Genomic DNA, 18,979 nt, shown 5'->3' on the forward strand with positions numbered 1-18,979 from the left:
AAACGCACGCTTGAAGCGGGCTGAGATCCAGAAACCGGGGCAGCGCCTGTTCGGCCTGTCGACGCCGCTCAGGGCGGCCGTCATCCCGCCGCTGTCGGCGGCGCGCTGGCTCCTGGTGCTGATCGCCGCCGCCGGCGTCTATTTCTTCCACGGTTTCCTGTTCCCGGTGCTGGCGGCGCTCGTCATCGCCTTTGCCAGCTGGCCGCTCTACCGCCGACTGCTCGTTGGCGTCGGCGGCAACCGCACCGTCGGCGCGACTTTGGCGATCCTTTTCATCCTCACCTTCCTAGTAGTGCCGATCGCGCTTGCCGGCACTTATGCCATCAACGAGCTGCGCGAGTGGGTCACCTGGGCGATCGAGACCAATCGCCACGGCGCGGTGACACCGGGTTGGATCGCCGCCATACCGGTCGTCGGCCAGTGGCTGAACGAGCAGTGGACGGCCTATCTCGGCCACCCCGGCGGCATCGGCGAGTTGATCCAGCTGATCAGCGGCTCCAATATCGGCAGCATCTACCGCGGCGCCTTGGCTGCCGGCGGCAGCGCCTTCAGCCTGATGCTGACGCTTCTGTTCATGATGATCGCGCTGTTCTTCGCCTATCGCGACGGCGAGGCTTTCGCGGCCCAGATCGATCGCCTCGGCGAACGCATCCTGCCGACGCGCTGGGAGCGTATCTCGCGCGTCGTGCCGGCAACCATTTCCTCGACGGTCACCGGCATGACCATCATCGCCATCGGCGAGGGCCTGGTGCTCGGCATCGCCTATTGGCTCGCCGGCGTGCCGTCGCCGGTGACGCTCGGCGCGCTCACCGGCATCATGGCGCTGGTCCCGGGCGGCGCGCCGCTCTCCTTCACCCTGGTGTCGATCTACCTCGCCGCCAGCGGCAAGCTTTTCGCCGGCGCGGCCCTGTTCATCTGGGGTGCGGTCGAGCTCTTCATCGTCGACAAGACCTTGCGGCCCAAGCTCGTCGGCGGCCCGATCAAGCTGCCTTTCCTGCCGACCTTTTTCGGCCTGATCGGCGGCGTCAAGACGATGGGTTTCCTCGGCCTGTTCATCGGCCCGGTGTTGATGGCGCTGCTCGTCGCCATTTGGCGCGAATGGCTGCGCGAGGTCGAGATCATGGACGAGCTTCCGCCTGTCGCCGACGAGGCCGGCGCGCCGCCCCGGATCGAGGCTGCCGCCGAGCCCAGGAAGATTCAGGCCGGGTGATGCACCGCGAGGTCCGCACGGCGCTTGCGGCCCTCATGCAATTGCCAGAGCGAATGCGCGACCAGCGTTACGATCATGATGCCGCCGCCGATCAGGCTGTTGCGTGACGGTGTCTCGGCGAAGATCATCCACACCCAGACCGGCGCCAGGATCGTTTCCAAGAGATAGAACATCGCGACTTCCGCGCCCGAGATGTATTTCGGTCCGTTGGCGAGGCAGAAGAACGCGATCGGCATGACGACGCCGCCGTTCAGGATGATCCACCACGGCGCTTCGACTTGAAAGCCGGTCCTGGAGACCATGAACGCCGCCACCCCAAAAGGCAGGATCACGCCGATAAGCGCGGTAAAGCCCATGTCCTTGCCGCTGGCGCGCGAGATGGTGATGGCGCAGGCAATCAGGAAGGCCGAACACAATGCCATCAGGTCGCCGAACAAATATCCGGTGCCGACGGAATCGCCGACGATGATGGCGACGCCGACGATCATCAGCGCCATCGCGGCGAGGGTCAGCGGTCGCGGCCGCTCCTTCAGGAACAGCCACGACAGCAGCGCCGCGAAGACGGTGTTGAAGGCCAGGATGAAGACCAGATCGGCTGTCGATGTATGATAGACGGCTGTCATGAAGGCGACCGCGCCGAGCCCGTAAATCACGGCCACGACCAGCCCCGACCAGCCGGGTATGAGCTGCGGCGCATTCTTGCTGTACAAGCGCCAGACCGCCCACATGATCAGCGCCGCCGCCAAGGTGCAGCTGGTGCGCAGCAAAAGGATGGTCCAAGCTTCGCCATCCGCGAGCCGGATCAGCGGAATATCTATGCTCAGCACCAGCCCGCCGATGGCGGTGACGAGGAGGCCTTTCTGGTGATCGGTGTGGGAAGACATGTGATCGTTCTCGAAACAAAGCGAGAGCAAGCGCCGGCGCGATTGCACACTTCTCGCGCGAGGGCGCGCAAGACCGGCGTCTTCTCCCTTGAAACACAATAAGAGCGGGTTCGGGAAAACTGTTTAGCGACTGACCGCTTCGTGGTCGTAGCGTTCCCAGCCTTTCGGGCCGAGATGCTCCTGCGGCATGAAGCGCATCTTATAATTCATCTTGCGCGAGCCGTTGACCCAGTAGCCGAGATAGACGTGGGGCAGTCCCATCGCCTTGGCGCGGGCGATGTGATCGAGGATCATGAAGGTGCCGAGCGAGCGGTCCTCGAAGTCGGGATTGAAATAGGAATAGACCATCGACAGGCCATCGGCCATCTTGTCGGTGAGCGCGACCGCGATCAGCTCGCCATGGCCTTTGCCAGTGATGAACGTGTCGGGGCCGCGACGCCGGTATTCGATGATCTTGGTGTCGACATGCGTGTCTTCCACCATCATCGCATAGTCGAGCACGGTCATGTCCGACATGCCGCCACGGCGATGGCGGGCGTCGAGATAGCCGCGGAAGAGCGAGTATTGCTCGGTCGAGGGCTGCGCGTCATGCATGGCGCCGACGAGGTCGGCATTGTGCTGGATGACGCGGCGCATGTTGCGGCTGGGGCTGAATTCCTGTGCCAAGATGCGAACCGAGACACAGGCGCGGCACGACTCGCAGGCCGGACGGTAGGCGATGTTCTGCGAGCGCCGGAAGCCGCCTTGCGTCAGCAGGTCGTTCATCTCCGGCGCCTTGTCGCCGACAAGGTGCGTGAACACCTTGCGCTCGAACTGTCCCTCCAGATAAGGGCACGGCGACGGCGCGGTCAGGAAGAACTGCGGCGACTGGGTCGGATGCTGCGTCATCTAATCTTGGAAACGCTCCTGCGAATCGCTCTACCTTTGGCCCGGTCGGCGAAAAATTCAACAGGATTGTGCGGACGCGACGGGCTTGACCTGTTCATATTTAAGCATAGGCGGCGCGGCGGTCTGATCGACACGGCCGTGGAACGCCGTCAGATATCGGTGCGGGTGACCACCGTGCCGAGCAGCAGGTCGTGCAGCGTGCGCTTGCGGTCGGAGAACAACGTGACCAGGAGCACCAGCGGCGTCAGGATGACGTTGCCAGCCCAGAACAGCACCGAGTGAACCACGGCCGTCATGCCGTCGATGCGGCTGCCGTCGAGCTTCTCCAGGCGGATACCCATGATCTTCATGCCGGTCGTCGCCTGGCCGCGGCTGCCCAGCGTGTTCCAGATGTAGAGAATGGCGACCATCGGCACCAGCACCGAAAACAGCGCCCAGCCGAGGCCGAAAGTCAAAAGCCCGAGAATGGCTACCAGGATGGCGAAGGGAATGGTCAGCAGCGCGACGAAGAAATAGTCGAGCAGGAAGGCGAAGATGCGCCTTGTCCGCACCCCGCGATAGGCGCGGGTGTCCTCGAACCTGGTCGTGATGATCTCGCCATCCAATACGCGTGCGTTCATATCCGTTCCTCGATCGCGGCATCCGCTTGAGGATGCCTGCCGCCCTTTTCAAATGGTGAGGGTGGCCCGGAATTCAAGGAAGGTGCCCGCCGGCGGACCGGCGCGATATCAGAAGATGCCCGGGGCAGAGCCTGTAGCGAACCCGCCCGAGATAGTCGCGATATTCCTCGGTGAGCGCCAGGATGCGCTCCTCGCGCAGGATGCGATGGATCTGGAACAGGGTGATGATCGCGTAGACCGTGAAATTGTAGATCGAGAAGCTCGACAGCAGGAAAAGGATGTGCCCCGCCAGGTAGCCGGCATAGATCGGGTGCCGCACGAAGCGGTAGGCGCCGCCGGTGACGACGCCGCGATTGGCGGGCAGGATGGCGAAGGAGCGGCCAAGCGATATCTTGCCCCAGATCACCAGCCACAGCGCCAGGAATTGCAGCGGCGCCGCGATATAGAGCGGGATGATGGCGATTCCGTCCTGGAGCGATACGAAACCCGAGCCGAAACCGGCCGTCAGCGAGATGAATCCCGTGAAAGGGCTCCAGTCGCGGACAATCGGTCGGCGCGCCAGCAGCAGCCAGATGAAAGTCAGCGCATCTGAGATCATGAGCAGCAGGACGTTCAGCCTGCCCGGATCGATAACCATCTGGTACGCGCCGCGATAGACGAAGACCGCGGCGACCGCCAACGCGATAAAACGGAACAGGCCCTCGCGAAGGTCGGTGAGGATATCGCTGCTTCGCAGCCCGGACCAAAAACCGGTCTCTGCGCCAGGCAGCGCGTCGCTTTTGGAAATCGTCAACCCTGCCACCCCGGTGGTCCCCTCGACATGGACCATTGCACCCAAGCCTTGCCGTCCGGTTAAGGTTTCGCATGCTTTTGGTTGCATTGGCGGATTCGCCTGCCGAGGGAATGGTGTGTTGCCTGTTGAACATGACATTCTTCCCGGTCTAGCTTGCTGCGGCGCACAAAGGGGACGGGGACATGGACTACGACATGCTGGTCATCGGCAGCGGCCCTTCCGGGCGCCGCGCCGCGGTGCAATCGGCCAAGCTCGGCAAGTCGGTGCTGGTGGTCGACCGGGGCCGGCGCCTGGGCGGCGTCTCGGTGCACACCGGCACCATCCCGTCGAAGACGCTGCGCGAGACGGTGCTCAACCTCTCGGGCTGGCGCGAACGCGGCTTCTACGGGCGTGGCTACCGGGTCAAGCAGGACATTTCGATCTCAGATCTGGTCGACCGGCTGCACAAGACGCTCGACCATGAGGTCGAGGTGCTGCAGCATCAGTTCATGCGCAACACGGTGAAGAGCGCGCGCGCCGCCGTGAAGTTCCTCACGCCGAACAAGGTCAGCCTGACCGCCGACAATGGCGACTACAGCGAGGTTGGCTTCGCCAACGCGCTGATCGCCGTCGGCACCAGGCCGCACCGGCCGGCCGACGTGCCCTTCGACAAAAAGCGCGTCTTCGACAGCGACGAGATGCTGGAACTCCACCATCTGCCGCGCACGCTGACGGTGATCGGCGCCGGCGTCATCGGCGTCGAATACGCCACCATCTTTTCCGCCCTCGACGTGCCGGTGACACTGGTCGAGCCGCGCAACACCATCCTCGACTTCATCGACCGCGAGATCGTCGACGACTTCATTCACCAGATGCGTGACCGCGGCATGACCATCCGCCTCGGCAGCACGGTGAAGGAGATCGCCTCGAAACCCGACCACGCCGAAGTGACGCTGGCCGATGGCCGCACCATCCGCTCCGAGATGGTGCTCTACGCAGCCGGCCGCACCGGCAATGTTGCCAGCCTCGGCCTCGACACGGTCGGCATCGAGGCCGACGCCCGCGGCCGCATCAAGGTCGATCCGCATACCTTCCAGACCACGGTTTCAAACATCTACGCGTCCGGCGACGTCATCGGCTTCCCGAGCCTCGCTTCGACGTCAATGGAGCAGGGAAGGGTAGCCGCCTGCCATGCCTTCGGGGTCCACCTGCCGCCGCCGCCGGAGAGCTTTCCCTATGGCATCTACGCCGTGCCGGAAATTTCCACGGTCGGCCTGTCGGAAGAACAGGTGCGCGACAGCGGCGCAGCCTACGAGGTCGGCCTGGCGCGCTTCCGCGAGACCTCGCGCGGCCACATCATGGGCGTCTCAAGCGGCTTCCTGAAGCTGTTGTTCTCTGTCGAGACGCGCCGCCTGCTCGGCGCCCATATCGTCGGCGAAGGCGCGACCGAACTCATCCATATCGGCCAGGCGGTGATCAACCTCGGCGGCACGGTCGACTTCTTCGTCAACAACACCTTCAATTACCCGACGCTGGCCGAGGCTTACAAGATTGCGGGTTTGGATGCCTGGAACAGGATGGGGCAGGGGTGAGGGATCGGCCAAGCTGGCCGGTCAGCCTTCCATCTGCGACAGCAGAGAAAGCATGACGTCGGCCGAAGGCATCGGCAGCACCGCCTCGATCTCGGCCGGCCGCACGCCGGCGATGGCGTCTGCATCGCCCGCCACGGTACCGAGCGGCCCGCGGAACCCGTGCTTCGACCAGGCGAGTTGCTGCAGCTTCGGGCTGGTCAGCGCTTCGAGCAGCGGATCGACCGCCGGATCGATGACGATCAGCGGATGCGCCGAATAGACGGTGGGGCGCGGATAGAGAATCTCCGGCTTGGCGCCGGCGCCGGCCTGCACGCGCTGCCAGCGCTCCGGATCGGCAAGCGCCCATTCCACGAGCTGGTTTTCGTAGCCCACCACCATCGGCTCGGCGCCGAGCCCTCCGGCGATATACTGGTCGAACAGCTTGCCCGACGAGGACGATTTCAGGCCCATGCTGCGGAAGATCGACTTCGCCTCCTCGCCATGCCGGGCAAGCAGTTCCTGCGTCGCCACGTCGCCGCTCATCAGGCTGAGCACGAGCCCTGCGAACATGAAGCCGGAATTGGAGCGGTTGGGGTCGGTGGAGACGATGCGTGCGCGGCCATAGAGTTCGGAAATGCCGAGATCCGACCAGTTCTTGCCGGCCAGGATGGCATCGAGCAGCGCCTTGAGATCGAGCTGGTTGTAGCCGCCCTTGGCGGCGACGGTGACCAAGCCGCTCTTCTTCAGGCCTTCGATCACCGGGCCCCAGGTGTAGACGACGATCGGCGAATTGAGCACCACCTGGTCGTTGCGGATCGAGACGCCGCTCTTACGCGCGAGATCGACCATGATCGACGAGGATGGCCACAGGAATTGCGGCTTCTGCGTCAGGAGTGCCGGCTCGCGCACCATCTCGACCGAACCGGCGACACGCGCGTCGAGCTCCAGCCCGTAGCCGCCAAGCGCGCCGATCACATCGGGGTCGGCCAGGAAAGCCTGCTTCTCGCCGCCGACGAAGCCGAACAGATGCGCGCGGTTGCCGAGATAACCGCGGAACTCCGGCCGGTCCTTGAGCGTCAGATAGCCGCCCGTTCCGGCCGCGGCGGCGGCAAGCAGTCCCAGTCCGAAAGCGCGGCGAGAAAGGGCCATCAGCGACCGATATCCTCTTTCAGCGACTCCTGGATGAGTCGAAGGTCAACGTCGAGCGTGCCAAGCTCGGAGTCCGCCTGGCTGTCGGCATAGTGGACGAAGGCGTCCTGCAGCTTGGTGATCACCGCGCCGACAGTGGCAAGCCGCTGCTGGCTTGGCGCGCGGCGATCGGCAAGCGTGGCATAGCCTTCCGCGACTTCCGCCGCCTGCGGCACGTAATAGGTCAGGAAGCGCCGCACGGAAGCAGCGCTTGCCGGTTTCGCCTCGACTTTGGAGATGACGTCGGCGGCGATATCGGAAAGGTTCTTCACCTTGGCTTTTATGTCCTTGTCGGCGATAGAGCCGGCCGCAGCCGCCAGCCGGTCGGCCGCCGGCTGCGCCTGCGCCAGCAATTCGCGCGCGAACGCCACCTGGCCGCCGCCGATCGAGCGCAGGTCGAGCCCTTCGAACAGCTGGCGTGGCGCCAGCACGAAGATCAATCCGGCAAAGACCAGAACCGAGATCACCGCCGAGACCAGGAAGGGGAAGTGGGTGAGTGTGCCGAGACCAATCAGCAGCGCGGCCGACACCAGCCCCGCCGCGATCCAGTTCCAGTCATTGCCGAACAAGCCGCGCATGGTTGGCCTTAGTTGTAGCCGCGCGCCGCGCGGAAGGCACCAGCAAGGTCGCCGCCGCCGTCGAAGACACGCGCCGAGGTCGCTTTGGCGAGACTGTCGAGCTGGCTCTTGTCGGCATCGCCGAAGGTGATCCCGAACACCGGCACCCGCAGCGGCGCCTGGCGCCACTCAGCCAAGAACGGCTCGGCGCTGCCATCGGTGCGGCCGTCCGTCATGATGACGATGGCCGGCAGGTATTTCGGCAGGTCGGGCGTCGTCAGGATCTTCTGCAGCGCCTGCGAGGCGCAGGCATACATGTCGGTACCGCCGCCGGCGCGCTGCTGCGCCACGTCGCCAAGCAGCTGGTTCTGGCCCGCAGGATCACCGGTCGCGTCGAAAATGTCGCGCACTTTGCTGTCGAAAGGCAGCACGAAAATGTGGTCGGACGGCGTCCATTGCACCAGCACTTCGCTCGACTTTTCCGGCGTGAACAGGAACTGCGCGGCCTGCTGCAACTGCGTTTCGCCCTCGTTCTCCATCGAACCCGAGAAGTCGAAGCAGAGCGCCGTCAATGACGGTTTGCGCAGCGCCTGCTGGTAGAGGTCAAGCGCCTTGCGGATCACTGCGGGTTCCGGCATGCGGATCGACGTCACCAGCTTGCCCGGATCGAAATTCCAGTTGGGCTCGGCCGTCGCCTGGACCGCGGCGCCGCCGAGCGGCAGTCGCCGGCCAGTGTCGGCGATGCGCTTGCGCACCGTGTCCGAGTGCAGATAGGCGAGCAGGTCGGCGAAGAACTTTTCGACATCGGCGCCGCGCCCGTGATCGATGAAGCCGAGCGGGGAATCGCCGACCGCGACGCCATCGGCCGGATATACCGCGTAGAGCGGCTCGTCGCCCATTTGCTTCAGCCTGTCGTTGGTCTCTTTCAGCGTCGCCTCGTAATTCCACATCGCGTCATAGAGCGTGCCCTTGCGCGCGGAATCGACATAGAGGTCGGCCAGCCAGCCTGAAGATCCGGAAGAGCGCTCGACACCCTGCAACAGGGCGCCGACCGTGTCGTGCACGGAGAGGTTGTCGAGGTCGCCGGGCTGGATCACCTCCTTGCCGCCGAGCGCGCTGGAGAGCATCGCCAGATAGGCGCTGGCGCCGGAGTTGGACTGCGTGGCCGAGGTCATCAGGAATTTGAGCTTGCCGTCCTTCACCGCGGCAAGGATGTCTTTCATGTAGACTTGCCTGCCGATCCAGCCGAGTTCGGCGGCCTTGGATTTGCGCACGCCGAGGATGACCGGCATCTGCGCGATCGAGGTGAGGTTGCGTACCTTGCGGCCGGTATCGAACAGGTCGACCCAGACGCTCGACGCCGGCCAGACCGCGTCCTGATCGAGCCCGCTGGCCTTCTGCAGGCCGAGACCGATATCGAGCGAGCCTTGGTAGGAGATGGTGCAGGTCGCGCCCTGCTTGGCGCAGAACTCCTGCACGATCGGCTCCAGCACCGTGTTCTCCGAACCGGAGACGATCGAGAATTTGACGTTGCCCGAATTGCAGGCCGCCAGCAGCAGCGCGGCCGCCAACGCCAGAACGGACGAAAGCTTCATTGGCATCGAGGCCCCGTCAGCCCTGGGTGAGCGCTTTCTTGAGGTCGGCGGTCATCTGGTCCATCTGCTTTTCGGCGTCGGCCCGCTTTTGCCGGCCTTGCTCCTGGACCTTGAGCACACCTTGCACCGTGTCGATCAGGTCGCGGTTGGCCTGCGCCAGCGTCTCGACATCGACGATGCCGCGCTGCGCCTGCTCCTCGATTGAAATGGCCTGATCCTTCATCATCTTCGATGTCTGGCGGATCATCTCGTTGGTGGCGTCCGTCACCGTCTTTTGCAGCTCCAGCGCCGACTTCTGGTTGGTCAACCCAAGCAGGATGACCATCTTCTGTTTCCAAGCCGGCACGGTCAGCACCGAGGTGGCCTGCAGGTTCTCGATCAGCGTCTCGTCGCCCGACTGCACAATGCGGATCTGCGGCAATTGCTGGATGCCGAGCTGGCGCGCCTGCACCAGGTAGAAGATGCGCTTTTCCAGCCGGTCGAGCGCCTGCACGGCGTCCTGGTAGGTTTGCGCCTCCAGGGAGCCGGCGGTGTCGGCGCTCTTCGCCTCCGCCGCGGCCTTCAGCTTCGGCAGTTCGTCGGCGCGGTAGTTGTCGACGAATTTCTTGCCGGCCTGCACATAGGCGTCGAGGTTGAGGATGGAGTCCTTGGTCTGCTCGTGCAGGTCGTCGAGCACGGCGATGTCGCGCCTGAGCGTGTCCTTATGACGGTCGAGCTCAAGGCCGATACGGTCGATCTGACCGGCGACGTCCTCGTACTTTTCCTTGAAGCGCTCGAGCCGTGCCTTGAACGAGGAGAACAAATTGCTCAAGAACCCTTCGTCCTTCAGCGAAGCCGGATCGAGGTTCTTGGCCTTCATGATGATGTCGGTAAGCAATGTGCCGGTGTCGCCGAGATCGCGGTTGCGGATCTGCGACAGAATCTTGTCGGCATAGTCGCTGACCGCTTGCTGGGCGCGGTCGCCGAAGATCGAAATCGCCGCTCGGTCGCGAATATCGATGCCGCCTTCGATCCTGGCGACCTCGCCCGGGCTGGCGGCAATGGCGGGCAACTTCGAAGTGTCGTCGAGCAGAGTGATGCTGTTCTCGTCGGCCATTGAGACCTCCCCCTCGGTGAACAGTATCTCGATAGACAGTGTGTGACAGACATATGACATGGCCGGGCGTGGCGCTTGGGCCGTGAAATAGATTACATTTCAGCGCCTATGCGGAGGCTTCTGCAGCCGGCGCCGCCCGCCATTGCCGCACGATCGCGGCGTCCGCATTGCCGAATTCATGGCCCGAGGCGACGATGCGCGCGTCGACCTCGGCGCGGCGCTCGCTGAACAGCGTCACTAGTGCGAGCGCGAACGGTCCGTAGATCTGGTCGGCGGCGCCGGCGACGATTAGCACCCGTGTGCCGCTAAGATCTGACGTTGGAGGATTGTCGAGCACCGGCATCGCCCTCAACAGCGCCGCCTGCTTGACCAGGCCGGGATGGAGCAGCATCAGGCTGGAGACGACATTGGCGCCGTTCGAATAGCCAAGGAAGGTCGCCCGTTGCAGGTCGAGCCCATGCTCCCGCCCGGCTTCCGTCGCGAATTGGGCATAGGCGGCCGTCTCGGCACGGATGGAGGTTTGCTCGAAACTGGTCGGCGTGATTCGCTCGAACCAGCGAAATCCGTCCTCCTGCCGAATGCGGCCGCGCGCCGCGACGATCACCGAACGCGGCGCGATCTGCATCGCCAGCGGTAGCATCGTCGTCTCGTCTACGCCTGACCCGTGCAGCATGAAGAGGCAGTCGCCGCTGGCGTTTGCCGGCTTCAGCAGACGGTAGGGAAATGTCAGATCCTCGCGCAGGATGCTGTTTTCGTCGCTATATTCGAACACGCTCACATCCATTTGATTCCATGAGAGATTCGTTGATTTGCCGGCTTCAAAACGGAATATTTTCGCGCTCCGCGAAAGTTGATTGAACCAGGCGCAATTCAGGCCGTTTTTCCGCCGATACACTCCCCTGGGAGGAATCGAAGCGGTGCGCCCCGGGGGTCGCATTGCTGGCTATGAACAACCAGCTTTGAGGCCTTTTGTCGATGACCACCCCTGTTTCCAACGATCGCGACAAGCGTGTCGTCGAGCGCGATACGCGGATCGACGTGCTGCGCGCGCTCGCGTTGCTCACCATTTTCGTCGACCATGTGCCTGGTACGGTCTTCGAGAATTGGACCTATAAGAATTTCGGTTTTTCCGATGCGGCGGAGGCCTTCGTGCTGATTTCCGGCATCTCGGTGGCGCTGGCCTATGGCACGAAGTTCAAGCCGGGCGGCCGATTGCTCGCGACCTTGAAGATGTGGCGGCGCGCTGGCGTGCTCTACATCTCCCACATCGTCATCACGATGGTGGTGGTCGCGCTGTTTTGCGCCGCCGCGCTGTTCGCGCACCGGCCGGAAATCCTGACGATGATCAACATCGAACCCTTGATGCGCAACACGCCGCAGGTGCTGCTCGGCATCGTCACGCTCGGCCACCAACTCGGCTATAACAACATCCTGCCCGTCTATGCGGCGCTGCTTCTGGCGGCGCCTGCTTTCGTGCTGTTCGTCAGCTATCGGCCCGTGCCGGCGCTGATCGCGTCCGGCCTGCTGTGGCTCGTCGCCGGCATCTGGCAGATCGCGCCGCCGAACTATCCGGAGCCAGGCCTTTGGTTCCTCAACCCGCTGTCCTGGCAGTTCCTTTTCAACATCGGCCTTGCCGCCATGCTGCATGTGAAGCGCGGCGGGCGGATCCCGGTCAATCCGTGGCTGCTTGGTGCCGCCGGCATCTATGTGATCGGAGCGGCGATCTGGGTGCACAGCCCGCTCTGGGGGCAGATCACCTGGTTCGACCTGCCGGTGGTGATCGGCGGCTTCGATAAGACCTTCCTGTCGCTGCCTCGGCTGCTGCACATCCTGTCGGTCAGCTATCTGATCGTGGCGCTGCCGGCTGTCTCGAACCTCTTCCGCGTCCGGCCCGACAATCCGCTGGCGATCCTGGGCAAGCGCTCGCTGCCGGTGTTCATCGCCGGCACGCTGCTTGCCATGGCGGCGCAGGTGCTGAAGCTGATCAATCCGGGCGGCCCGGCCTACGACACGCTTCTGATCGCTGCAGGCATCGCCATGCAACTCGCGCTTGCACTCTACCTCGAATGGCTTGCGAGCCTCGGCCCCTCCCGCGCCAAGCCGGTACGCGAGGAGCCTGCGCGTGCGACGTTCGGCGTGCAGCCGCTGCCGGCGCGGGCGGGCGGCTACTGACCGCAGCGCAAGGAAAGTGCCGGGTGGCCTATCCGCGCGGAATTACCTGAGCCCGCTCAGGCTTTCGGCGCCGGACCGGTCGAGCCTCTGACGACGAACTCGACGCCCATCGTCTCGCGCCGCACCGCGCCGTCATGGTCGAGGATCATGCGCGCGGCGCGGCGGCCGATCTCGATGATCGGCTGGGCGATCGTCGTCAGCGGCGGCGTGGCCAGCGCGCCGTCCGGCACGCCGTCAAAGCCGACAATGGAGACATCGCCGGGAACATTGAGGCCGCGTGCCCTCAGCCAGTCGATGGCGATCAGGGCCATGCGATCCGACATAGCCAGGATGGCGGTCGGCGGCGGCTCCCCCTTGGTAAAGATCGCCTCGAGGCCGGCCCTGGTGCTTTTTTCTTCGTTCTCGGTCTCATAGACCGGGATTTTCGCCGTATCGATGCCGAAGCGGGAAAGCTCCTCGAAGTAGCCGGCAAGGCGATCGCGCGTTCCGGTGTAGACCGCGCTGCGCACCGCTTCCGGCGTCGCGAAGCCGGTGCGATTGTCGGCAAAGCCGAGCGACAGGACGGCGAAGCGGCGATGGCCAAGCTCGGCGAGATGGCGGGCGGCAAGCTTTGCGCCTGCGACATTGTCGACTCCGATGGCCGACACGGTCTCGTCCTGGAAGCCGAGCTCCAGCGCAACGAAGGGCAGCCTGCGCTCGCGCGTCAGATCGACAAGGCGCGAGCCGCCTTCGATGCAGAACAGCACAAAACCGTCGACAAGCGCACTCTGGATGTTCCAGGCGAGCTTTTCCTGGTTGGCGGCCGAAACCAGCGCGATGCCTGCGCCGGTGGCGTCGCAGGCTTCGGAAATGCCGGCCATCATGACGCGGGCGAAGGGATCGTCGAAGAAGTACGAAAGGGGCTCGGTGGTGGCGACGCCGATGGCGTTGACCTTGCCGGCGCGCAGCAGGCGGCCTTTCGGGTCCGGGCCGGCATAGCCCATCTGCTCCGCGACCGCCTTCACCCGTTCCCGCACTTCGGCGCGCACGATCTCGGGGCGGCTGAAAACATTCGAGGCCGTGCCATGCGAGACGCCGGCGGCCTTGGCGATGTCGGCCAACCTGATCGGTCTTGCCTGGCCTTCGAGGAGTGATGCCATGTCGTTCCTCCGAATCCGGTCAACGCGACGAACATGACCGCTGAATTGTCGCCGGTCATCTAACATTTTTGTTGGATCGATTCAATTTCAGTTGACGTCGGGCAAATAAGGCCTATGATTTGAATCGATCCAAATTTCCGCTTCATGGTGGAGCGGATTTCGACAGGAGGGGTGCCATGCATCCGGTGAGCTATTTGTTCGAGGATATCTACCGCAACGATTGGGGCATCGCCTCGGTCATCGTCAGCGAGAAGCGGCGCGGCAGGTCGAGTCCATGGAGGCGCGCCCCGCGCTTTCTCGTGGAGCGCAAGCGCGGCTGAGCCGCAGCGATTTTCAGCGCCGATAGATTGGATCGGTTCAATCCTAAGGAGAAATCGTCATGCATCCGATTGGTCATCTGTTTCAGGATATCTACCGCAACTATTGGGGCATCACGCCCGGAACCGAGCAGCCCGAGCGGCGCCGCGTCGGCGAGCTGCCTGCGCGCCAGCGCAAGCGGCGGATCGGCCGAAAATAGCCGTTGAAAATAGCCTAAGGGCGAGGGCGCCAGAGCGCCGAGACGGCGATCGCCACCCAGCCGGCGATCAGAAGGGTGCCGCCGATGGGCGCCGACATCGGGAACAGCCGCGAGCCGAGAAAGTCGCGGGCGAGCAGATCGCCGCAGAATAGGAGCAGGCCCGCGAGCAGGACGAGGCTGGCGATCCTGAGACAGCGGTTGCCGCCCCCAAGGCCGATGGCCAGGAACACCGGCGCATGCATCAGCAGGAAATTGGCCGCGGTGCCGGTGAAGGCGCCGCCGCGATGCGCGGCGGCAGCCGACAGCGCCACGCCGGCCGCGCCGACGAGGCCGGCTGCCAGCACGAGGACGCGGCTCCCGCCGCCTGATGCTTGGCCCGTAAGGCTCATCTTGGATGCTCCATGCTGCGCTTGGGCGGTGCGCCGATCAGGATTCGCCAGCTTCAAGCAGCATATGCCGTGCGCGGCGCGACTGGACAATCCAGTTGTAGGCAGCACCCAGCGCCATCAGCACCGATGTGCCCAAAAACACCGAGCGCATGCCGAAATGCCCACCGACGAAACCGCCCGACAGCGGTCCCGCGACCTGGCCGACATATTGCGCCGAGATCGCCAGGCCAAGCACATTGCCGCCGATCCCGTCGGGGATGTTGTGGCGGATGACGCTTGTGATGCAGGGCAACAGGCCGCCCAGCGCCAGGCCCATCAGGAAGCGCAGACCGATCAACTGCCAGCCATTGGTGACGAAGGCCTGCGGAATGAGCAGCAAGGCCGAAACGGCAAGCGCGCCGACCACGACGTTCCAGTGGCCGACGCGGTCGGCGAGCTTGCCGAGCCAAGACGAAGACAGGATGGTGCCGAGCGCCGCCGCCGACATGACGACGCCGGCGACCATGGTAACCTTGCTCTGGTCTTCGACGAGCTGCTGCACATAGACGGTGATGATCGGCTCGATCGACATGGTGGCGAAGGCGAGCAGCATGCCGGTGGTCAGCATGGCGACGATCGGCCGCTTGTCGGGGATCTGCGACCAGCCGCTTTTCGGCTTCGCCGTCGAGGCGCGCTTGGGCGCCGGCGGATTCTCCTTGATCAGGAAAGTCGTCGCCAGGAACGCCAGGAAGATCACGGCGCCGGAAAGCAGGAAGGTCGCGCGGATGCCGATCAGCGGCGGCAGCAAGCCGCCGAGCAGCGGGCCGACCAGCGAACCGGCGGTGATACCCGCCGCGAGCACACCCAGCGCCCAGCCCGAGCGCTCCTTCGGCGTCTGCATCGCGACTAGGATCGTGGAGCCCGACGAATAACCGCCGGCAAAACCGATCAGCAGCCGAAGCAGCACCAGTTGCCACACACTCTCAACCATCCCGGTCAGCGACATGCAGATCGCCATGCCGAACGAAGCGCGCACCAGCATCAGCTTGCGGCCGTAGCGGTCGCCCAGCCGTCCCCACAAGGGCGCGACCAGCGCGGCCGCGAAGAAGGTCGCGCCATAGGCGATGCCCGACCACTGCACGATCGCCGCGTGGCCTTCGGCGCCGAGCTGCTCGACGTAAAGCGGCAGGAACGGCAGCAGCAGCGTCATGGCGATAAGCGTGCTGAACGAGCCGGCGAAGCAGACGGCGAGGTTGCGTCGCCAATGGATGTTGAAGTCGCTCTGTTCGGATTCGTTGGGCGTCATGTCATGCGTGCCGATGCTGGGGTTGTTACGGATACCAATTTGGGATACCAAGCCGGTATTCGTCATGGACCCGACACTCACCACTGTCAATGCGGGCGCTGTCGATGCGGCTTTGGAAAGCGAGACGACAATGTCGCAGATGCAAAATGTCGAAAGACAGCTTCGCGAAATGATCCTCGGCCTGGAGATCGGCCCTGGCGAGCGGCTGACCGAGCGCTGGATCGAGAGCCGGTTCGGCGCCTCGCGCACGCCGGTGCGGGCGGCATTGCTGCGCCTGGAAACGGAAGGGCTGATCGGCCGCGACGGCCGCGGCTGGACGGTGGCGCCGATCAACCTGGCGGAACTCGGGCAGATCGCCGTCTACCGCGAGGCGGTCGAGGTCGCCGCGGTTCGCCTGACGGCGGCGCTCGAAGACCGTGGCGGCACCGAGGTGATCGCGGCAATGCTCGATTCCTGCGATGCCGAGACGCCGCGCGAGGAATGGCACCGCGTCGGCATGGATTTCCACATCGAACTGGCCAGGCTTTCCGGCAACGAGTTTCTGCTCAGGGCCGTTCGCGACGCGATGACCAGGCTGTCGCGGGCGCGCTGGCTGGAGGTGCGCGATGAAAAGGCGCTCGGCCGTGCCTGGGCCGAACATCATGCCATCCTCGCCGCCGTCAAGGCCGGCCACGCGGACGAAGCGGCGGGTCTGCTCTCCGCTCACATCGCCGGCAGCCGCGATCGGCTTGTCAGCTCCTTGCATGACGATCGGCGCGGCCTGCGCGCCAGAGGATTCGCCGTGGTCGCGGCGTAAGATGTCGTGTGGCCATTCGCATTAGCAGGCTTGCAACATGGCCGGGAGAATGCTGTAGGAGACGAGGGGGATGAAGGCAGACTACCGTTGACCATCTTGCTGAATTCGCGGACGCATGGCCACACTCTCACGAACCGCCGCAAAGCTGTTCTATTACGCGCGCAATTTCGCGCGTGACCGCGCACCGCAATCCCTGTTCCGCGACCGCCTGGCCAGCCGGCTCGAGCAGGCGAGGCTCTCGGGCAAGACGGTTCGCGAGCGACTGAATTACTACAACAAGCTGGAACACCCGTTCGTGCCAAGTCCCGACGCCGTGGCCGTCGGCAAGCTGCCGTCCGCGTCCAGCATGTATTATTACGATCTCAAGGAATTCGCCCGCTATTTCGATCCTGGCCTGCTGATCGATTTCGAATATGGCGATGTCGTCGGCATTCCGGAGGTGCCGAGGATCGTCAAGGACCGCCCCATTGGCGACGACAACGCCAACGGCGTGCTGATGAAGCTGAACAAGTTCCGCCACTTCTACATGCCGCCCGACAAGCTGTCTTTCGCCGACAAGCGGCCGATGGTGGTCTGGCGGGGGCATCTCAATAATCCGCTTCGCACCCGCTTCGTGGAAAAGGCCGCTGACCTGCCGTTTTGCGACGCGGGTTCCCACAAGCCCGACGCGCCGGACGGATACCGCAAGCCGTTCCTGAACATCGAGCAGCAGCGACAGTATCGCTACATCGTCTCGCTCGAAGGCAATGATGTCGCGACAAACCTGAAATGGATCATGAGCTCCAATTCGCTCTGCCTGATGCCGGAGCCGACCTATGAAACCTGGTTCGCGGAAGCCCAGGTCGAGCCCAATGTCCACTACGTGCCGCTGCGGCAGGATTTTTCCGATCTGGTCGACAAGGTGGCCTATTTCGAAAAACACCCCGCCGAGGCGGGGCGGATAACCGCCGCCGCCAACGCCTATTGCCGCAAATTCGGCAATGAACAGGACGAGCAGGCGATCTCGCTGCTCGTCCTCTACAAATATTTCGTGCTGAGCGGGCAGATAAAGCCCGACGCGGAAGTCTGGCGCTTCATCGCCGGCTGAACGTCCAGCCGCAGCCCTAAGCGTGAGAGCGGTCGAACACCTTATCGGCCGCCCCGAAACGGTCCCTGGCGGTGAACTGCTGGTGCCAGTAGGGATAAAGCACCGGCGGCCGGCTGACGACGTCGAGGCGCTGCCGCTCCTCCTCGGTGAGCGAAAGGCTGGCCGCGGCGAGATTGTCCTTGAGCTGCGCCTCGTTGCGGGCGCCGATCACCAGCGAACTCACGGCCGGGCGGCCAAGCAGCCAGGCAAGCGCGACCTGCGCCCCTGAGACGCCGCGTGCCTTGCCGATCTCGTTGAGCACGTCGACGATGCGCCACAGGCGATCCTCGTCGCGGATCGGCGGTTCCTTCCAGCCGCCGACCTGGCGCGCGGTCGGGCTGTCGCGATGGTATTTGCCGGAGAGCAGGCCGCCCGCCAACGGGCTCCAGACCAGCACGCCCAGGCCCTGGTCGACCGAGATCGGCAGCAATTCATATTCGGCCTCGCGCGCTTCCAGCGTGTAGTGGATTTGCTGGGTGACGAAACGGGCCTGATGGCGGCTGTCGCTGACGGCAAGAGCCTTCATCACCTGCCAGCCCGAATAATTGGAGCAGCCGATATAGCGGATCTTGCCCTGGTTGACCAAGGTGTCGAGCGCCGCGATCGTCTCCTCCAGCGGCGTGAGCCCATCCCACTGGTGGACGAAATAGATGTCGATGACGTCGGTCCTGAGCCGCTTCAGGCTCTTCTCGCATTCGCGGATCAGATGGTGGCGCGACAGGCCTTCGTCATTGGGGCCGGTGCCGATGCGCATGCGCGCCTTCGAGGCGATCAGCACGTCGTTCTTGCGCTTGCCGCCAAGCGTCTCGCCGATGATCTCTTCCGACAATCCGTTGGAATAGACATTGGCGGTGTCGATGAGGTTGATGCCGGCATCGATGCAGGTGTCGATGATGCGTTTGGCTTCCGAAAGATCCGAATTGCCGACGGCGGCGAACGGACCGGCGCCGCCGAAGGTCATGGTGCCAAGCGTCAATGTCGAGATTTTCAAGCCCGATCGGCCCAGCGTGCGGTATTCCATGTCAGTCCTCGCAATTTGTTTGAAGAGGCGCCGTGGCGAGCGCCGGGAAGAGGCGAGGGGATTTGTAGGACAATTCCCGCCGCTTGTCGCCCCGCTATCGATACGGACCGATCACATATCTTCGAGGCCTGCTGCCGGGCGATTGCAATAAAA

20 protein-coding genes are annotated in these 18,979 nt (G+C 64.1%); 7 read left to right on the forward strand and 13 right to left on the reverse strand.

The annotated features are described in order from the left end of the window. Positions 1–10: 10 nt before the first annotated feature. Positions 11–1,210 (forward strand): AI-2E family transporter, encoded by a 1,200-nt coding sequence (locus FJW07_RS07995; RefSeq protein WP_140855624.1) that lies wholly within the window; start codon positions 11–13, stop codon positions 1,208–1,210. On the opposite strand, the gene FJW07_RS08000 is transcribed toward FJW07_RS07995, so the two are convergent. The 4 genes from FJW07_RS08000 to FJW07_RS08015 form a co-directional block, all read right to left on the reverse strand. Continuing rightward, positions 1,198–2,094 (reverse strand): DMT family transporter, encoded by an 897-nt coding sequence (locus FJW07_RS08000; RefSeq protein ID WP_140659120.1) that lies wholly within the window; start codon positions 2,092–2,094, stop codon positions 1,198–1,200. The genes FJW07_RS07995 and FJW07_RS08000 overlap by 13 nt on opposite strands. Positions 2,095–2,217: 123 nt before the next feature. Then, entirely contained in the window at positions 2,218–2,982 is a 765-nt protein-coding gene (locus FJW07_RS08005) for an arginyltransferase (protein WP_140659119.1), read from the reverse strand. Positions 2,983–3,131: 149 nt separating this feature from the next. Further along, on the reverse strand, positions 3,132–3,602 hold the full coding sequence (locus tag FJW07_RS08010; protein ID WP_140855626.1) for an RDD family protein: 471 nt from the start codon (positions 3,600–3,602) through the stop codon (positions 3,132–3,134). A gap of 73 nt (positions 3,603–3,675) precedes the next feature. Then, complete coding sequence (locus tag FJW07_RS08015) at positions 3,676–4,404, reverse strand: isoprenylcysteine carboxylmethyltransferase family protein (protein ID WP_246680710.1); 729 nt, start codon at positions 4,402–4,404, stop codon at positions 3,676–3,678. 173 nt (positions 4,405–4,577) lie between these two features. On the opposite strand from FJW07_RS08015, the gene sthA reads away from it, so the two are divergent. Further along, positions 4,578–5,966, forward strand: a complete 1,389-nt coding sequence (gene sthA, locus FJW07_RS08020; protein WP_140541258.1) for a Si-specific NAD(P)(+) transhydrogenase — start codon at positions 4,578–4,580, stop codon at positions 5,964–5,966. Between the two features lie 21 nt (positions 5,967–5,987). Here the strand turns inward: sthA and FJW07_RS08025 are convergent, their stop codons facing one another. The 5 genes from FJW07_RS08025 to FJW07_RS08045 all read right to left on the reverse strand — a co-directional run bounded on the left by FJW07_RS08025 (position 5,988) and on the right by FJW07_RS08045 (position 11,153). Next, on the reverse strand, positions 5,988–7,094 hold the full coding sequence (locus FJW07_RS08025; RefSeq protein ID WP_140855628.1) for a hypothetical protein: 1,107 nt from the start codon (positions 7,092–7,094) through the stop codon (positions 5,988–5,990). Beyond that, positions 7,094–7,711 (reverse strand): 5-bromo-4-chloroindolyl phosphate hydrolysis family protein, encoded by a 618-nt coding sequence (locus FJW07_RS08030; RefSeq protein ID WP_140641363.1) that lies wholly within the window; start codon positions 7,709–7,711, stop codon positions 7,094–7,096. Before FJW07_RS08030 ends, FJW07_RS08025 begins: the two co-directional genes overlap by 1 nt. An 8-nt stretch (positions 7,712–7,719) precedes the next feature. Next, entirely contained in the window at positions 7,720–9,291 is a 1,572-nt protein-coding gene (locus tag FJW07_RS08035; RefSeq protein ID WP_140855630.1) for a substrate-binding domain-containing protein, read from the reverse strand. Positions 9,292–9,301: 10 nt separating this feature from the next. Beyond that, positions 9,302–10,381, reverse strand: a complete 1,080-nt coding sequence (locus FJW07_RS08040; protein WP_140855632.1) for a toxic anion resistance protein — start codon at positions 10,379–10,381, stop codon at positions 9,302–9,304. Between the two features lie 106 nt (positions 10,382–10,487). Beyond that, positions 10,488–11,153 carry an alpha/beta hydrolase gene (locus tag FJW07_RS08045; RefSeq protein ID WP_246680706.1) on the reverse strand — a complete coding sequence of 222 codons (666 nt, stop codon included), beginning with the start codon at positions 11,151–11,153 and terminating at the stop codon, positions 10,488–10,490. A 203-nt stretch (positions 11,154–11,356) separates the two neighbouring features. On the opposite strand from FJW07_RS08045, the gene opgC reads away from it, so the two are divergent. Further along, the gene (gene opgC / locus FJW07_RS08050; protein ID WP_140855634.1) at positions 11,357–12,553 is read left to right on the forward strand and encodes an OpgC domain-containing protein; all 1,197 of its coding nucleotides are present in this window, start codon (positions 11,357–11,359) and stop codon (positions 12,551–12,553) included. A gap of 56 nt (positions 12,554–12,609) precedes the next feature. Here the strand turns inward: opgC and FJW07_RS08055 are convergent, their stop codons facing one another. Further along, a complete protein-coding gene (locus FJW07_RS08055) occupies positions 12,610–13,692 on the reverse strand; it encodes a LacI family DNA-binding transcriptional regulator (RefSeq protein ID WP_140855636.1) in 1,083 nt (360 codons plus the stop codon). A 176-nt stretch (positions 13,693–13,868) separates the two neighbouring features. Here FJW07_RS08055 and FJW07_RS31675 point away from each other — a divergent pair, with 176 nt between their 5' ends. Together FJW07_RS31675 and FJW07_RS31680 are read left to right on the forward strand one after the other, a co-directional pair. Then, positions 13,869–14,012, forward strand: coding sequence for a hypothetical protein (locus FJW07_RS31675; RefSeq protein WP_181167102.1), 144 nt, complete (start codon positions 13,869–13,871; stop codon positions 14,010–14,012). A 59-nt stretch (positions 14,013–14,071) separates the two neighbouring features. Continuing rightward, positions 14,072–14,209 (forward strand): hypothetical protein, encoded by a 138-nt coding sequence (locus FJW07_RS31680; protein WP_181182594.1) that lies wholly within the window; start codon positions 14,072–14,074, stop codon positions 14,207–14,209. Positions 14,210–14,223: 14 nt separating this feature from the next. Here the strand turns inward: FJW07_RS31680 and FJW07_RS08060 are convergent, their stop codons facing one another. Together FJW07_RS08060 and FJW07_RS08065 are read right to left on the reverse strand one after the other, a co-directional pair. Beyond that, complete coding sequence (locus FJW07_RS08060; protein WP_140855638.1) at positions 14,224–14,598, reverse strand: DUF423 domain-containing protein; 375 nt, start codon at positions 14,596–14,598, stop codon at positions 14,224–14,226. A 37-nt stretch (positions 14,599–14,635) separates the two neighbouring features. Further along, a complete protein-coding gene (locus FJW07_RS08065) occupies positions 14,636–15,883 on the reverse strand; it encodes an MFS transporter (protein WP_140641375.1) in 1,248 nt (415 codons plus the stop codon). A gap of 130 nt (positions 15,884–16,013) precedes the next feature. On the opposite strand from FJW07_RS08065, the gene FJW07_RS08070 reads away from it, so the two are divergent. Together FJW07_RS08070 and FJW07_RS08075 are read left to right on the forward strand one after the other, a co-directional pair. Next, positions 16,014–16,679 (forward strand): GntR family transcriptional regulator, encoded by a 666-nt coding sequence (locus tag FJW07_RS08070; protein WP_140785264.1) that lies wholly within the window; start codon positions 16,014–16,016, stop codon positions 16,677–16,679. A 115-nt stretch (positions 16,680–16,794) separates the two neighbouring features. Beyond that, entirely contained in the window at positions 16,795–17,766 is a 972-nt protein-coding gene (locus FJW07_RS08075) for a glycosyl transferase family 90 (RefSeq protein WP_140707463.1), read from the forward strand. 16 nt (positions 17,767–17,782) lie between these two features. Here the strand turns inward: FJW07_RS08075 and FJW07_RS08080 are convergent, their stop codons facing one another. Next, positions 17,783–18,826 (reverse strand): aldo/keto reductase, encoded by a 1,044-nt coding sequence (locus tag FJW07_RS08080; RefSeq protein ID WP_140855639.1) that lies wholly within the window; start codon positions 18,824–18,826, stop codon positions 17,783–17,785. Positions 18,827–18,979: the final 153 nt, after the last annotated feature.

The sequence above is a fragment of the Mesorhizobium sp. B3-1-9 genome, assembly GCF_006439595.1.
GTDB lineage: Bacteria > Pseudomonadota > Alphaproteobacteria > Rhizobiales > Rhizobiaceae > Mesorhizobium.

Bases quoted from the DNA above. Each gene is read 5' to 3' on its own strand.
- FJW07_RS08000 (WP_140659120.1), bottom strand. From the start codon at position 2,094: ATGTCTTCCCACACCGATCACCAGAAAGGCCTCCTCGTCACCGCCATC.
- FJW07_RS08005 (WP_140659119.1), bottom strand. From the start codon at position 2,982: ATGACGCAGCATCCGACCCAGTCGCCGCAGTTCTTCCTGACCGCGCCG.
- FJW07_RS08010 (WP_140855626.1), bottom strand. From the start codon at position 3,602: ATGAACGCACGCGTATTGGATGGCGAGATCATCACGACCAGGTTCGAG.
- sthA (WP_140541258.1), top strand. From the start codon at position 4,578: ATGGACTACGACATGCTGGTCATCGGCAGCGGCCCTTCCGGGCGCCGC.
- FJW07_RS08025 (WP_140855628.1), bottom strand. From the start codon at position 7,094: ATGGCCCTTTCTCGCCGCGCTTTCGGACTGGGACTGCTTGCCGCCGCC.
- FJW07_RS08030 (WP_140641363.1), bottom strand. From the start codon at position 7,711: ATGCGCGGCTTGTTCGGCAATGACTGGAACTGGATCGCGGCGGGGCTG.
- FJW07_RS08035 (WP_140855630.1), bottom strand. From the start codon at position 9,291: ATGCCAATGAAGCTTTCGTCCGTTCTGGCGTTGGCGGCCGCGCTGCTG.
- FJW07_RS08040 (WP_140855632.1), bottom strand. From the start codon at position 10,381: ATGGCCGACGAGAACAGCATCACTCTGCTCGACGACACTTCGAAGTTG.
- opgC (WP_140855634.1), top strand. From the start codon at position 11,357: ATGACCACCCCTGTTTCCAACGATCGCGACAAGCGTGTCGTCGAGCGC.
- FJW07_RS08055 (WP_140855636.1), bottom strand. From the start codon at position 13,692: ATGGCATCACTCCTCGAAGGCCAGGCAAGACCGATCAGGTTGGCCGAC.
- FJW07_RS31675 (WP_181167102.1), top strand. From the start codon at position 13,869: ATGCATCCGGTGAGCTATTTGTTCGAGGATATCTACCGCAACGATTGG.
- FJW07_RS31680 (WP_181182594.1), top strand. From the start codon at position 14,072: ATGCATCCGATTGGTCATCTGTTTCAGGATATCTACCGCAACTATTGG.
- FJW07_RS08060 (WP_140855638.1), bottom strand. From the start codon at position 14,598: ATGAGCCTTACGGGCCAAGCATCAGGCGGCGGGAGCCGCGTCCTCGTG.
- FJW07_RS08065 (WP_140641375.1), bottom strand. From the start codon at position 15,883: ATGACGCCCAACGAATCCGAACAGAGCGACTTCAACATCCATTGGCGA.
- FJW07_RS08070 (WP_140785264.1), top strand. From the start codon at position 16,014: ATGTCGCAGATGCAAAATGTCGAAAGACAGCTTCGCGAAATGATCCTC.
- FJW07_RS08075 (WP_140707463.1), top strand. From the start codon at position 16,795: ATGGCCACACTCTCACGAACCGCCGCAAAGCTGTTCTATTACGCGCGC.
- FJW07_RS08080 (WP_140855639.1), bottom strand. From the start codon at position 18,826: ATGGAATACCGCACGCTGGGCCGATCGGGCTTGAAAATCTCGACATTG.